The sequence below is a fragment of the Streptomyces sp. A5-4 genome (genome assembly GCF_051131715.1).
In the GTDB taxonomy this organism is placed as follows: Bacteria; Actinomycetota; Actinomycetes; order Streptomycetales; family Streptomycetaceae; genus Streptomyces.
This window is the reverse complement of sequence record NZ_CP178591.1, coordinates 9,060,534-9,073,072: the sequence shown is the minus strand read 5'-3', so window position 1 is coordinate 9,073,072 and position 12,539 is coordinate 9,060,534. Positions and strand designations below refer to the sequence as shown.

Annotated in this window: 14 protein-coding genes; 8 read left to right on the top strand and 6 right to left on the bottom strand. The window is 70.1% G+C overall.

Going from position 1 to position 12,539, the window contains the following annotated elements; genetic code table 11:
* Positions 1-27 precede the first annotated feature (27 nt).
* The 4 genes from ACLLJJ_RS42565 to tpg all read left to right on the top strand — a co-directional run bounded on the left by ACLLJJ_RS42565 (position 28) and on the right by tpg (position 2,473).
* A complete protein-coding gene (locus tag ACLLJJ_RS42565) occupies positions 28-405 on the top strand; it encodes a helix-turn-helix domain-containing protein (RefSeq protein ID WP_434600177.1) in 378 nt (125 codons plus the stop codon).
* The gene (locus tag ACLLJJ_RS42560) at positions 405-983 is read left to right on the top strand and encodes an ImmA/IrrE family metallo-endopeptidase (RefSeq protein ID WP_434600176.1); all 579 of its coding nucleotides are present in this window, start codon (positions 405-407) and stop codon (positions 981-983) included. The genes ACLLJJ_RS42565 and ACLLJJ_RS42560 overlap by 1 nt, the downstream gene beginning before the upstream one ends.
* A 241-nt stretch (positions 984-1,224) precedes the next feature.
* Positions 1,225-1,713, top strand: coding sequence for a GNAT family N-acetyltransferase (locus tag ACLLJJ_RS42555; protein ID WP_434600175.1), 489 nt, complete (start codon positions 1,225-1,227; stop codon positions 1,711-1,713).
* Positions 1,714-1,915: 202 nt separating this feature from the next.
* Complete coding sequence (tpg, locus tag ACLLJJ_RS42550; protein ID WP_434600174.1) at positions 1,916-2,473, top strand: telomere-protecting terminal protein Tpg; 558 nt, start codon at positions 1,916-1,918, stop codon at positions 2,471-2,473.
* A 49-nt stretch (positions 2,474-2,522) separates the two neighbouring features.
* Here tpg and ACLLJJ_RS42545 read toward each other — a convergent pair whose 3' ends face one another.
* Genes ACLLJJ_RS42545 through ACLLJJ_RS42535 form a run of 3 tightly spaced genes read right to left on the bottom strand, consistent with a single transcriptional unit; the run spans position 2,523 to position 5,280 of the window.
* On the bottom strand, positions 2,523-3,647 hold the full coding sequence (locus ACLLJJ_RS42545; RefSeq protein WP_434600173.1) for a hypothetical protein: 1,125 nt from the start codon (positions 3,645-3,647) through the stop codon (positions 2,523-2,525).
* On the bottom strand, positions 3,644-4,387 hold the full coding sequence (locus ACLLJJ_RS42540; RefSeq protein ID WP_434600172.1) for an AAA family ATPase: 744 nt from the start codon (positions 4,385-4,387) through the stop codon (positions 3,644-3,646). The genes ACLLJJ_RS42545 and ACLLJJ_RS42540 overlap by 4 nt, the downstream gene beginning before the upstream one ends.
* On the bottom strand, positions 4,387-5,280 hold the full coding sequence (locus ACLLJJ_RS42535; protein WP_434600171.1) for a Mu transposase C-terminal domain-containing protein: 894 nt from the start codon (positions 5,278-5,280) through the stop codon (positions 4,387-4,389). The genes ACLLJJ_RS42540 and ACLLJJ_RS42535 overlap by 1 nt, the downstream gene beginning before the upstream one ends.
* Positions 5,281-5,306: 26 nt before the next feature.
* Here ACLLJJ_RS42535 and ACLLJJ_RS42530 point away from each other — a divergent pair, with 26 nt between their 5' ends.
* Together ACLLJJ_RS42530 and ACLLJJ_RS42525 are read left to right on the top strand one after the other, a co-directional pair.
* A complete protein-coding gene (locus tag ACLLJJ_RS42530; protein WP_434592523.1) occupies positions 5,307-5,576 on the top strand; it encodes a DUF5372 family protein in 270 nt (89 codons plus the stop codon).
* Positions 5,577-5,750: 174 nt separating this feature from the next.
* A complete protein-coding gene (locus ACLLJJ_RS42525) occupies positions 5,751-6,047 on the top strand; it encodes a helix-turn-helix domain-containing protein (protein ID WP_434600170.1) in 297 nt (98 codons plus the stop codon).
* Positions 6,048-6,200: 153 nt separating this feature from the next.
* Here ACLLJJ_RS42525 and ACLLJJ_RS42520 read toward each other — a convergent pair whose 3' ends face one another.
* Entirely contained in the window at positions 6,201-7,598 is a 1,398-nt protein-coding gene (locus ACLLJJ_RS42520) for an IS1380 family transposase (protein ID WP_434588185.1), read from the bottom strand.
* A gap of 154 nt (positions 7,599-7,752) precedes the next feature.
* Between ACLLJJ_RS42520 and ACLLJJ_RS42515 the strand changes: the two genes are divergently transcribed.
* Together ACLLJJ_RS42515 and ACLLJJ_RS42510 are read left to right on the top strand one after the other, a co-directional pair.
* A complete protein-coding gene (locus ACLLJJ_RS42515; protein WP_434600169.1) occupies positions 7,753-7,923 on the top strand; it encodes a hypothetical protein in 171 nt (56 codons plus the stop codon).
* Between the two features lie 273 nt (positions 7,924-8,196).
* Positions 8,197-10,296, top strand: coding sequence for a recombinase family protein (locus ACLLJJ_RS42510; RefSeq protein WP_434592529.1), 2,100 nt, complete (start codon positions 8,197-8,199; stop codon positions 10,294-10,296).
* Here ACLLJJ_RS42510 and ACLLJJ_RS42505 read toward each other — a convergent pair.
* Positions 10,273-11,130 (bottom strand): transposase, encoded by an 858-nt coding sequence (locus ACLLJJ_RS42505; RefSeq protein ID WP_434600168.1) that lies wholly within the window; start codon positions 11,128-11,130, stop codon positions 10,273-10,275. The two genes, ACLLJJ_RS42510 and ACLLJJ_RS42505, sit on opposite strands and share 24 nt — an antisense overlap.
* A gap of 90 nt (positions 11,131-11,220) precedes the next feature.
* The gene (locus ACLLJJ_RS42500) at positions 11,221-12,459 is read right to left on the bottom strand and encodes an AAA family ATPase (protein WP_434600680.1); all 1,239 of its coding nucleotides are present in this window, start codon (positions 12,457-12,459) and stop codon (positions 11,221-11,223) included.
* Positions 12,460-12,539 lie beyond the last annotated feature (80 nt).

Here is a 12,539-nt window from a genome sequence, read left to right as displayed (position 1 = left end):
GACTCCCCTGGGATCGGAAGGACCGAAGTGGCCAAGGACCAGATCGATGTCGACGCGCTCTACTCGGCGCTCGACGCCCAGCGAACCGCCCGCGAGCTCTCCTGGCGGCAACTGGCCAAGGAACTCCAGGTCAGCCCATCCCTGCTCTCCCGCATGGCCAACGGACTGCGCCCGGACGCGGACGCATTCATCACCCTGGTGCAGTGGCTCGGAGTCCCGGCCGAGCAGTTCGCGGTGGGGGGTGACGCGCCCGCTCAGCGAGAGGAGCCGGAGCTTGTCACGCAAATCGGATCACTGCTCCGGGCACGTAAGGACCTCGAACCCGAGGACGTCGCCTATCTGGAGACCGTCATCAACGCCACGGTGCGACGTGTGAAGGCCATGCCCCGGGAAAAGGAGGCGTAGTGCGAAGAGGGTTCAAGACCGAGGCGAAGCGCCTGGCGCTGGAGGTCAGGCAAGAGCTCGGCGTCACGGCACACGAAGCGATGGACCCATACGCCCTCGCGGAGCTCTACGGCATCGACGTCCTCACCCTGCACGACGTCGCTGGAGACCACTCCGAAGCGACGGCCGCTCTGCGCCACTTCACCGAGGTCCGTCCTGATGTCTTCTCCGCAGCAGTCCTGTGCCTGGGCCGACGCCGGGTGATCGTGGAAAACTCCGGGCACGAACGGCCCCGGCGGGCCTCCACCCTCGCGCACGAGATGTCACACATCCTCCTTGAACACGAGTTCACCACGCTGCTCCGCACCTCGGGACGTGAATGCCGCAACAGCGACCACGACCAGGAGAGCGAAGCAGCAGAGCTCTCCGGAGAGCTGCTCCTCCCCTCGGATGCGGCCCGCCGACTGGCCTACAACGGTGTACCCGACGAATCCGTGGCCGGCCGCTTCGGCATCAGCACCGAGTTCGCGCGCTGGCGGATGAACGCAACCGGAGCCCGGCTCATAGCTCAACGCGCGAAGGCCCGAAGCAGCCGCTGACGCACTGCCGGCAGGCACCTCCAGCGGTGAAGCCGAGCGAAGTCAGTGCAATTGACAGGCGCTACGAGGAGCTCGTACCTCGTCCACAGCACAATCGGGCGCCGCTGCCCCGTCTCCATGGTCCTGGCGTACACCAGGTTCACCGTGCCGTTGCCTCGCTCCCGGGCGAGCCCCTGTCTGCAGGAGCTGGACGTGGAGCGGGCGTAAATGACCCCCGCCGTGGTCCTGGGACACTCGGGCCATGCCGCTCATCCGTGACATCACCGAAGCCGACCACGCGGTAGTGGAAGAGCTCTTGGACTCGACCGACCTGGGCGTCCCCGGATCCTACGACCCCGAGGGCATGAACGTCATCGTGGCTGAGGTTCACGGATCTGTCGTCGGGATCGCCGAGTTTGATCTCCACTGCGACTTCGGGCATGGCGAAGGCCGGGAGGCGCATCCTGGCGAGCAGGCGTTCGTCTTGACCCTGGCCGTCGCCGATAGCAATCGTCGCAGCGGCGTCGGCCGCGCGCTTCTCACCGAGATCGCCCACCGTGCCCAGAAAGCCGGCCACACCTTCCTGGCCTTGGTCCCCCAGGAAGGCGACGATGACGATGCGGCCAGCCGACAGGCGTTCTTCCAGGCATGCAGGCTCAAGCTCTACGGGCCCGACACGCCAGGCGCCGCCTGGGGCTGCCCGATCTCGAAGATTCTCACCGCGAGTGCAGCCGATACCGAAGAGCATTGAGCGCCCACAGGGCGAATACGTTGCGGGTGGTCAAGACAGGCTCTGGGAGCTGTTTGTTCCGGTGCCCGAGTCTCCTACCCGACTCCGGCCAGCCGTGTCCCAAAGATGCCGAAACCGGTGAGGGAAACCGGGTTGGCGTGGGAAACCTGACGCTACGGGTCGCGGGGAGCGGCTACGTCGGCATGCCGCTTGGAGATCGGACGTGGGAAAGGTTACGGAGGGTCTGGAGCGCGCGTTGCGTACCCGGCCCGTTCCCTCAAGTACTGAGGCCCGCCTGCGGTTCCTGCTCACCGCGCATCAGGGATCCACCAGGAGGATGGCCGCCCTCCTGGGAGTTTCGCAGCGCACGGTGCAGCGGTGGGTGTCGAAGAAGCCGGGAGCGCGGCGCCCGCCGGGCCCCGCCCATGCCCGGGCGATCGAGGATGCGGTTCTGGTGCGGTGGCAGCCGCGGGTCCGAGCCCGCCTGCGTGCCCGGGCCGAAGCGGACGGCTTCGTCTTCCACACCCGGGCGCGGTTCGGGTTCGCTGCCCCGGCAGGGTCCTCGGACGATCCGCGGGTGCGGTGGATCACCCAGTGTCTGCCCGGCGAGGTGGCCCGTGAGCTGTTCGCCGCCCGGGACGCCGGTGCGGGCGAGCAGCAGCAGATGGTGATCCTCGCCCGCGCACTGGGACACGCCTACTTCCGCGACGGCGGCCAGCGCGGTCACGGCCTGCACATCGCCTTCACCGACGTCGAGTTCGCCGACTTCTCGATCGGATGACCTCCCCGCCGAACGGGACCGGCAGGGAGACCCGGCCGGCGAGCCGAAGTCAGTCCCGCCAGGATTCCCCGCGTCCGGCCATCGCGTCGTACCGCTTGGCCTCCTGCTGCTCGCGCCAGTCCCACTCCACGCGGCCGGCCCGGCGGCCGGCGCCAGGCTGCGGCGGGCGCAGCCTGGCCTCCTCCGCCAGGCGCAGCAGATGCGTACGGTCCCCGAGTGCGGCAAGCAGGGCCTGGTCGCTGCCGGTTACCAGGCGGGCGAAGCAGGCCGCGGCCCGCAAAAAGACGCGCGCCCACGGGGGCACGGGGTAGGCGGCACAGCCGTCGGTGTAGCGGGCGCGGTCGTGCAGGGCGAGCGTGGCCGCGGCGTCGTCGTAATCCTCGGGGCGGGCTGTGGCGAGCTGCTGGAGGGAGGCGCCGGTGAAGAGTGCGGAGGCAAGGGCTGCGGCCAGGCGTGGGTGGGCGGTCGCGCCGGCCAGCCGGCGGGCGACTTCACCGGCGGTACGCGAGGTGAGAGGCGGGGGCTGCGGACGGTGCCGCCAGACGATCGGCGGCGGTGTGCACAAGGCCCGGCACGGGGTGGGGCTGTCATAGGAGACGAGGCGGTCCAGGGCGGGCAGGGTGATCCAGCGACCGGACCGCCGGCCGGCGCCGGCCGCCTCGTCCGCGGGGGCGGGGGAACCGTCGTCGTGGTGGCGGTGTGCGGCCGCGGAGTCGGTGATGACCACGTGATCGACCGTCTGCAGGGCCTGGTGCAGGGCGGCGGGAAGGTGGGGTCGGTGACAGACCATGGTCAGGTGGGTGCCTGTGACGGCGCGCAGCTGCAGAAGGCGCTCGGCGCGGCGGGCGGTCAGGCGGTGGGCGCGCAGGACGGTGAGCCGGGTGACCGGCAGGGCGGCCATCCAGGCGGTGGCGGCCTCCCAGGCGGACTGCCGGCCACCGGGAAAGCGGCCCGGCAGCAGCGGCGGTCTGCCCAGCGCGGCCAGAAGGTCGTGGGCGAGAGCCCTCTCGCTGGTGGTTCCGGGGCCGGGGTGCAAGGTGATCCGGCCGGCCGCGGGACGGTGGGCGGCCAGGGCCATGTGCGTGTGGAACGCGTCGTCATGAGGATCCATGACCAGCGTGACGACCGGCAGTTCCGAGCCCGGGTGCGGGACGGCGGGCGCCATCGTGGTCATGCGAGGCGGCTGAAGGCCCAGCGCAGCAGGTCCTCATCGACGCGAGAGCGGCCGGTGCGGGCCAGCGCGGTGCGGGCGTGGGCGGTCAGCTGGGCCCAGGCACGGAAGTTGCCGTGCGCGGCATGCTGGTCGGCAAAGGTGATATCGCCCGGATCGGCGTCGGCCCAGATGGGGTGGAACAGCGGGATCACCTCCAGGACCTCGGTGGGGGTCAGCCGGGTGAACTGCTGCCAGATGAAGACCCGGGAGGAGAGCATCGGCTCGCGGCGCAGCACCGTGTGGCAGCCCGCCCCGCCGACGAAGATGATCGCGAGCCGGGTAGCGGGTTCGTCCCACAGATAGCGGAAGTACTCGAACGCCTCACCGTTGAGCCACTGCGCCTCGTCCACCAGGAACGTACGGGGATGTTCGGCCAGAGCCGTCTTCAGCAGACGGTCGAACTCACTGAGGTGGCGCGGTGGTTCGCCGGCCAGGTCAAGCGCGGTGAACAGCTCGTAGCGCACCGCGCGGGCGGTGGGCCGGGCCCGGAAGGTGACCCGGCGGACGTCCTCGGCGGGTTCGAGTGCGCGCAGACAGATGTTGACCGCGAGAGTCTTGCCGAAGCCGGCACCGCCGTGAATGCACATCATGGCGCGCGCGGCGACGGTGTCGGTGATGTTCTCCCGGGCGGTGAGAAGGGCGCGGGTGGTGACCACGGAGGCTTCGGGCAGATCGACGTACTGGTAGGTGGCCGCGGTCATCAGGCGTCTCCGTCTTCGTCGGTGGTGGGAGGTGCGGGACGCCCGTCGCGGCCGTCTGGGACGGAAGTGCCATCACGGCCGGACAGGTGCGGGACGGGCGGGCCCGGCGCGGTCAGCGCGGTCAGCGCGGCCAGGGAATCAGGGGTACGCCAGTCGGGCGGGGGCGCGGCGGGCGGGATGAGGTCCGGCTTCGCGAGCTGTGCGAGGTCGGTGTGGGCAGTCCGGGCGAGTTCGGCCTCGGCCTGCGCGGTGGTCAGTGCGCCGAGGCGCTGAGGTGCCTCGGGCTGGGTGGCGGCGGCGTAGCGCTCCCGCTGGGAGGCCTGAAGGTCCCTCTTCAGTCGGCGCGCGCGAGCGGCCCGCGCCCGCCGTACAGCACTGAGCTGTTCCTCGGTTGCCTGATCGGCCAGGTCCGCAGGGCCCAGGTAGCGGCCGGTGTTCGCGTGGTAGACCTCGATACGGTGGTCGTGGTGGGGCATGAAACGGACCCGGACCCGGATGCCGCCCTGGCCGGTCATCCACGCCCCCACGTAGTCACGTTTCCTGAAACGGACCCCGCGGGTGGTCAACATGCGGGTACCGGCGTCCTCCAGGGTGAACGTCCACAGGTCCGTGGCCGGCACCTCCCGCAGCGGAGTGGGATCGTCCTGCCACGCCTCAAGCGGAGTCCGGCCACGCAACGGCGCGGGACAGTGCTCGGTGTTCCACCACCGGGTCCAGGCCAGCAGCCGGTCGGTGAAATCCTCGAAGCCGAGCAGCACCTCGTCCTTCGGGCGGGAAGCCCGCTTACCGGGGCGCGGCTGACGGACAAAGCCGGGCAGCGCGGCCAGGAACATGCTCTCCACCGCCCGGTTGAGACCCTCGACGGTGCCCTTATCGCGAGTCGTCGACTGCACCCGATCGGGACAGTCGGCCTGGATTTGTGCGGGTCACGCACCGGTTCCACCCGTGGTTCGGGAAGGAGTTCGCGTTCGTGGATCGTCGGCATACCTGGGACGAGGACCGGGTCTCGATGGTCGGTGAGGACGGGGCGGTGACCTCGCTGCCTGCGGCGTGGACCGATATTGACCCTGTCGATCCGTTCGTGGTGCTGGCCGCGGGACGCTGCCCGTTCCGCATCACGGATCTGCTCGCCGTCGCGGATCACCTGGATGCCCTGAAGGTTCGAGGTGTCGGCGGATCGGCGCCGTGAGCGTCGCCTGATCCACGCCGTCACCGGGCTTCACTGGAAGGCGGGGCGCGCGAAACTCGTCGGCGGTAGCGCGTTTCACCTGCTGGTTTGCCTCCGTGCGCCCCGTCGGCGGCCTTGGCCGCCGACGGGGTCGGCGCGAACCTGATGACAGGAATTTGGGCAGAGAGGCGACTGATGACGACGATGGTGGAGGACCCGAAGGTGGCGGCGCTGGTGGCGACCCGGTCGCTGAACCCGCGCCCGGAGAAGGTGACCGACGTGGTGTTTCTGGCCTCGCGGTTCTGCGACGCCAGGGACGTGGTGCAGGTCAAGTACGAGATGGTGCGCCGGGTGCGGATCGACAAGGTGCCCGTCACGCAGGCGGCCCGTGCCTTCGGGTACTGCCGTCAGGCGTTCTATGAGGTCGCCGCTGCCCTGGACGCCGGCGGCCCGAGCGCCCTGGCCGCCGGGAAGCCGGGCCCTAAGCCTTGATCCACCGACGTGGTCTGAAAGTGATCTTCTGACTGATTTCTGAGCCGGGTTCGGGATGTCCGTTGAGGTTGGGCAGCCTGTAGCCGCTGGTCTGCCCAGCGTTTCCACGTGTTCGGTTCCGGTTGGGCCCTGGTGGGCGGGGTGGTCAGGGGATCAGGCTGGCGGGGGTGGGTCGTGGACGGTGTCGAAGAGGTGTGTCCAGGCTTGCTGCCAGGGCCAGTTGCGTGGCAGGTGCAGGGTGAGGCGTCGTGCGGAGCGGGCGATCCTGGCGGGGACGTGGACGAGGTGGGTGCGCAGGGTGGCGGTGGTGGCTTTGGCGTGGAAGGGCGAGGTCAGTGCACCGGTGGCCCGCAGCAGGTTGTAGGTCATCGCCCACAGGGTCAGCCAGGCCGCGTTGGCATTGAAGTGTCCAGACGGCAGGTGGGCCAGAGCTCCGGCTTTGCTGTCCGCGATGACCTGCTCGACCACGGCGTGGTGGCGGTGTTCCCGCTCGGCCTGAAGGGTCTGGGCCGGGTTGTCGGTGAAGAAGGGGTGGTAGCGCCAGAGGGGGAACAGTTCGCCCTGCTCGCCCACGACGGCGGGTTTGGCCAGGTCACGGACCCGGCGCACGATCAGCCGGGCGGTGACGTGCTCGCTCTTCTTGCGGCCGGTGAACGCGGTGTATGCGGGTATCTCGGCGACCTCGGCGTCCGAGATGAGCTCACCGGTGTCGGGGTCGGGTACCGCGGTCGGGTACGTGATCTGCTGCCAGTCGTGGTCGGGGATGGCGTGGACGGCCCGTTTGATGGAGGGGTTCATGCCGGTGGTGATCGAGAAGTGGGCTCCGGCCCGGCGGCAGGCGGCGATCACACCGGCGTTGTAGAACTGCGAGTCCGCGCGCAGGATGCGGGTGCCGGTGCAGCCGGCTTCCCGGGCGGTGGCCAGGGCCTCGGCCACGAACTTCGGGGCGCCCCGGGAGTCGGCCGCTTTGCCGCGGCGCATTCGCACCGCGGCGATCACCGGCCTCGACCGGGGGGTGCAGATCGTGGCCAGCAGGGGGTGCAGGGTGCGGATGCCCTTGAACCGTCCGTACTCGGCGCCCTGCTTGGTCCGGCCGTAGACGCGTTTGTGGGTGGAGTCGACATCGATGAACGCCATCGCGTCGGCGCCGGGCAGCAGCGGGGTATGCGCGGCCAGCTCCGCAAGGAATTTCCGGTGCACGGCGTGGAGTTGGAGTGCGTGACCGTGGGTGAACGCGCGCAGGAAGCTGCCCAGGGTGGACGGGGCACGGATGCCCGCGAAGACGACAGGCATCGCACCGTGTCGCAGGACGTGGAGGTCGTCGATACTGTCCGCCCCGGCGGCCATCCCGGCCACGATGCTGGTGACCTTGGCGTCGGCCGACGCGCCCGCGCCGTTCGCCGCCCCCGTCAGCTTCACCTTCTCCGCCGCCAGGCGCGAAAGCCCGCACCGCTCGGCCAGCCGCATCACCGGGACCAGCCCGGCATGCGCGATCAGATTCTCGTCGTCGAACGCAGCGGAGACCGCCGCCCGGGTATGGGAAACTTGCATCTCGGAAGTGCCTTGCTGATTGTGTGTGCTGGAAGCCTCAAGAACTCCCATCATCGCAGGTCACAAGGCACTTCTTCGTTTTCCCAAAAGTTACCCACAGGCACCAAATCGGTGGATCAAGGCTAAGGGTCCGCTGAAGCTCACCGAGGCGGTGATGGTGCAGGTCGAGGGCTGGCTGGCGACCGATCCGGCCCTGAAGTCCCGGGAGCTGGCCGAGCGGGTGGAGGCCGTCTTCGGCTTTCCGGTCCATCCGCGGTCGGTGGAACGGGCACTGGCTCGTCGGCGGGAGTCCAGCGACCCGGAGGAGCCCATAGTCCGGTCCTGAACCGGACGTTGCCGCGGGCGTTGAGAACTACGAGCGTCTGCGCGGGGCGTCCGCTGGGCCGCGGCACGGGCTCGCGGTGCTGGCCGCCAAGGGTCTGGTCACGTTCCTGCGGGTGACCGCCGCCCTGGTGAGCGCCGTCCCGCGACGGCTTCCGGTCTCGGCGGCGCCACCGAGCCTGCCGGGACCGGTGGAGCCGGAAATCATCCGTGTCTGGTCCCGAATGGTCCTGGCGCATGCCCCTTGACCTGCGCGATTCACGTACTGGAGTGGGAGATGGATGAGCAACTGTTCGGGCCCGCGCTCAAGGTGACTGCTGATCATCTGACCCGGGACGCGTATCTCTATGTCCGCCAGAGTTCGATCAAGCAGGTCCTGCACAACACCGAGTCGACGGTGCGGCAGTACGGGCTCAAGAGCCGGGCCATCGCGCTGGGCTGGCCCGCCGACCGGATCATCGTCATCGACACCGACCAGGGCCAGTCCGGCGCCACCGCCACCGACCGGGAGGGCTTCCAGCGTCTGGTCACCGAGGTCGGCATGGGCCACGCCGGAATCGTGCTCGGCCTGGAGGTATCCCGCCTCGCGCGCAACAACACCGACTGGCACAGGCTCCTGGAAATCTGCGCGATGTCCGGGACGCTGATCCTGGACGAGGACGGCCTCTACGACCCCTGTGATTTCAACGACCGGTTGCTGCTGGGTCTCAAAGGATCAATGTCAGAGGCGGAGTTGCACCTGCTCAAGGCACGTCTTCGGGGCGGACAGCTGTCCAAAGCCCGGCGCGGGGACCTGATCAGTCCTATTCCGATCGGCTTGGTCTACGACCCTTCGGGCAAGGTCGTACTCGACCCCGATGCCGCGATCGTCGCCGCGATCCGCGCGGTCTTCGACTACTTCGACGCCACCGGCTCGGCCACCGCTGTGGTGAAGGCGTTCAACCACGACGGTCTGCGACTGCCCCGGCGACTGAAGCACGGCCCGGACAAAGGGAAGGTCGTCTGGGCGCCGGCCGCGCATTCACGGATTCTGAAGATCCTGCACAACCCGCGCTATGCCGGAGCGTTCTTCTACGGCCGCTACCAGCACAAACGCAGCCCCGGCAGCGGGAAGAGCGGGCCACAGCTGCGACCACGCGAGGAGTGGATCGCGCTCTTCCCAGGCCACCACCCCGGCTTCATCACCTTCGAAAAGTACGAGGCCAACGAGGCCAAACTCGTCGCCAACGCCACCGCTCACGGGAAAGACCGACGGCACGGCCCGCCGCGCGAGGGCCCCGCCCTGCTGCAGGGCATCACGGTCTGCGGGATCTGCGGACGCCGCATGACCGTGCGCTACCACCAGCGCAAAGACCGTGTCGAGCCCGAGTACGTCTGCCAGGCCAGAGGCATCGAGCACGGCAACCCCGTCTGCCAGCGCGTTCACGGCGCCGGCGTCGACGCCGCCGTCGGACATCTGCTGGTACAGGCACTGACCCCGCTCGCGCTGGAGGCCGCCCTGGCCGTCGCCGAGGAACTGGCCACCCGCGCGGACGACGCCGACCGGCTGCGGGCCGCCACCGTCGAACGTGCCCGCTACCAAGCCGACTTGGCCCGGCGCCGCTATCTCGCGGTCGACCCGGACAACCGCCTGGTCGCCACCAGTCTGGAGGCCGACTGGAACGCCTGTCTGCGTGAACTCGCCGAGGCCACCGACACCTATGAGAAGACGAAAGCCTCCGGCATCGGCGCCCTGGATGACACTCAGCGGGCCCGAATCACCGCTCTGGCCAGCGACTTCCCGAAACTGTGGAACGACCCGGCCACCCCGGTGCGGGAACGCAAACGCCTGGTCAGGCTACTGATCACCGACGTCACCCTGGCCCGCGCCGAGCAGATCACCGCGCACGTCCGCCTCCGTGGCGGCCAGGAACACACCCTGACGATGCCCGTTCCGCTGGCGTCCTGGCAGATCCGCCAGACTCCACCGGAAGTCGTCACCGCCATCGATCAGCTCCTGGACGACCACACCGACGGCCAGATCGCCAAGATCCTCACCGACCGCGGCCACCTCAGCGGCAGCGGACACCCCCTCCAGGCCCGGATCATTCAGCACATCCGCACCGCCCACCGTCTCCTCAGCCACCCCCAACGACTGGCCGACCTGGGCATGGTCAGCCTGCGCGAGATCTCCCGCCGCCTGGAAGTACACCCCAAGACCGTCAAGAAGTGGCGCGACGACGGACTGCTGAGCGGCCGCCTGGCCAACGACAAGGGCGAGTACCTATACCACCTGCCCGACCCCGACTTCACCCGCCCCCGCACCGGCCGACCACCGGCCTACGAACTGGTCGACAACCCAACACCCGCCGCATCAACCGAAAGAGGCGCAGTATGAACCCCGAGGTTTGAGGTGGGGGGTATAGGCGGGCAGGTCCTCCACCGTCACGTCCAGGACATCGAACGCGGCACTCACCGTCCGGGACAAGAAGTCCTTGCCGCGGTCCACCCGCACTTTCTCGGGCAGGCCGCCGAACGGGCCGTAGGGGGCCTCGCGCAGGACCGCGGAGCGCAGCGCGGCCAACACCGACTCCCGCGAAGGGGGCACCGGTGTGACGGCGACACCGGTGATCGCGTTCGTCGCGCAGTCGGTGAACCAGGTGATCCACGGCCTGCGGGCCTTGCCGTCGACATCGACGAGCACCGGGGCCTGCATGTGGTCGCTCTCCCACACCTGGTTGCGCCAGCCGCGTGGCCGGGCCAGGAACACATCGTGTTTCCGTGCGGCCCGCTCCCCACCCGTAAGCCCGGCCCGCTCCCCCGGCGTCAGATCACGCCGGATCGCGCGGTGCAACGTCGTCAGCGACGGTGCGTCTGCGGGCGGGGACTGCTGGGCGGCGCGCAGGACCAGCTCGCGGTGGACCGCCCGCACGTTGCCCTTCCACAGTGCCAGCAGCCCACGGACGTCGGGCGTGATCGTGAATCTCGCCCCGTCCCGGGACCGAGCGCCCGGGTGGGCGGCCGCGGTCTCATCGCTTTCAGCAGCTGCCAGCCACCGCCACACCGTGCGCTCCGACACCTCCAGCGCGTCCGCAGCCACCCGTACATGGCTGGCTGTCAGCTTTCCCCCGGCCCGCAGTGTGAGCAGCCGGCGTACGGCAGGGCCACGCAGTGCCGTCCTCGACGCCGCGGGCAACCCGCCAACTGCGCGGACAGCGTCACCGTCCTCCATGTCAGTTCCCCTCGCGCGGTGGGACGTCGGGTACGTGCCGGGTGCCGGGCGCATGCAATCGCTCTCCCGTCTCTTGCCGGAGCGCCTGGTTCACAGCGGCGGCGCGACCCTGCGCAGCAGCCGTCCCAGCAAAGCCCGGTCGACGGCCGCATCAGCGGTGGTCAGCAGCGCGTTCTGCAGGTGCGTGGTCAAAGCGGCCCACGTGCGGAACGTGCCGTGCGCGCACAACTGGTCGATCCACCCCAGATCCTCGGCCGGAACGGTGCGCCACAGCGGATGAAAAGCGGTCACCGCGGCCGTCGCTTCCGCTGCGGCCAGGCGTGGGACCTCCTGCCACGCGCCGATGCGCGATGCCAGCTGCGGCAGCCGGGACAACGCCCGCTCGCTGCCCGCCCCGCACAGCACTAGCGTGATCCGCGTACCCGGGTGGTCCCACAAACTCTGCAGGTACTCCAGACACGGCACAGGCAGGCGCTGCGCCTCATCGATCACGAGCACCCGCGCCTCGCCCAGGGCCCCCGCGACTACGGCGTCGGCCAGCGCCGACGTGTGCGGGAAGCGGCCCGGCAACGCCAGAGCATCGAAGACCGCCCGCCTCATGCCGGCCACCGACGGGCGCACCGGCACCGGCACCCACGTCACCCTCCAGCCCGCGGGCACCTCGCCGAGCGCCATCCGCACGGCCACGGTCTTGCCCCGGCCCGGATCGCCGAACACACACACCGCGCCCTCCGCCGCCATCGCCTGCCCGACCGCCTCGGCCACCGCCCGCACCGACGACGTCCCCACCAACCGCGCACCCGCCGGCAACACCACACCCGCCACCGCACCGCCCTCCCCCGACGACAGGACCGCAGACGCCGCCGGCACAGGGCGCGGCAGTCGGCGCGCAGCCGCCTTCGCCGCGCCGCCCTCACGCGGCCCGGCCAGAGCGAGGTCAGCCAGCGCCTCCCGCGTGTGCTGCTCCTCCCGCTCCCGCCGCACCACCGCACGGTCCGGCAGGACCCTGCCCGCCTCCACGTCCCGGCGCACGACCCGGTGCAACGACGCCAGCGACGGCACCTGGCCCCCGGCATCCTTCAAATGCCGGTGCAGCACCGACACGTTCCCACCCGCCTGCGCCAACACCCCCCACGCCCGGTCGGACAACTCCAGGCGGGCCCGCGGCCTGCGCTCCACACGGCCCTCCGTCCGCGCCGCCTCCAGCCACCGCCACACCGTGCGCACATCCACCCCACCGGCCCGGGCACCCGCCCGCACATGCGCCGACGTCAACACCCCGGCCGCATCCAGCTCCAACAGCCGCCCAACCAGCACCGGCCTGGACACCCTCAACCCCGAAACCACCTCACCCCACACGCCCGACTCCCCCACCCCACACCCCTCCCCCGGCGGACACCGACACCGAC

Excerpts from the sequence above, each read along its gene's own strand:
- ACLLJJ_RS42555 (WP_434600175.1), top strand. The coding sequence starts at position 1,225 with ATGCCGCTCATCCGTGACATCACCGAAGCCGACCACGCGGTAGTGGAA.
- ACLLJJ_RS42545 (WP_434600173.1), bottom strand. The coding sequence starts at position 3,647 with ATGACCACGATGGCGCCCGCCGTCCCGCACCCGGGCTCGGAACTGCCG.
- ACLLJJ_RS42540 (WP_434600172.1), bottom strand. The coding sequence starts at position 4,387 with ATGACCGCGGCCACCTACCAGTACGTCGATCTGCCCGAAGCCTCCGTG.
- ACLLJJ_RS42525 (WP_434600170.1), top strand. The coding sequence starts at position 5,751 with ATGACGACGATGGTGGAGGACCCGAAGGTGGCGGCGCTGGTGGCGACC.
- ACLLJJ_RS42520 (WP_434588185.1), bottom strand. The coding sequence starts at position 7,598 with ATGCAAGTTTCCCATACCCGGGCGGCGGTCTCCGCTGCGTTCGACGAC.
- ACLLJJ_RS42515 (WP_434600169.1), top strand. The coding sequence starts at position 7,753 with ATGGTGCAGGTCGAGGGCTGGCTGGCGACCGATCCGGCCCTGAAGTCC.
- ACLLJJ_RS42510 (WP_434592529.1), top strand. The coding sequence starts at position 8,197 with ATGGATGAGCAACTGTTCGGGCCCGCGCTCAAGGTGACTGCTGATCAT.
- ACLLJJ_RS42505 (WP_434600168.1), bottom strand. The coding sequence starts at position 11,130 with ATGGAGGACGGTGACGCTGTCCGCGCAGTTGGCGGGTTGCCCGCGGCG.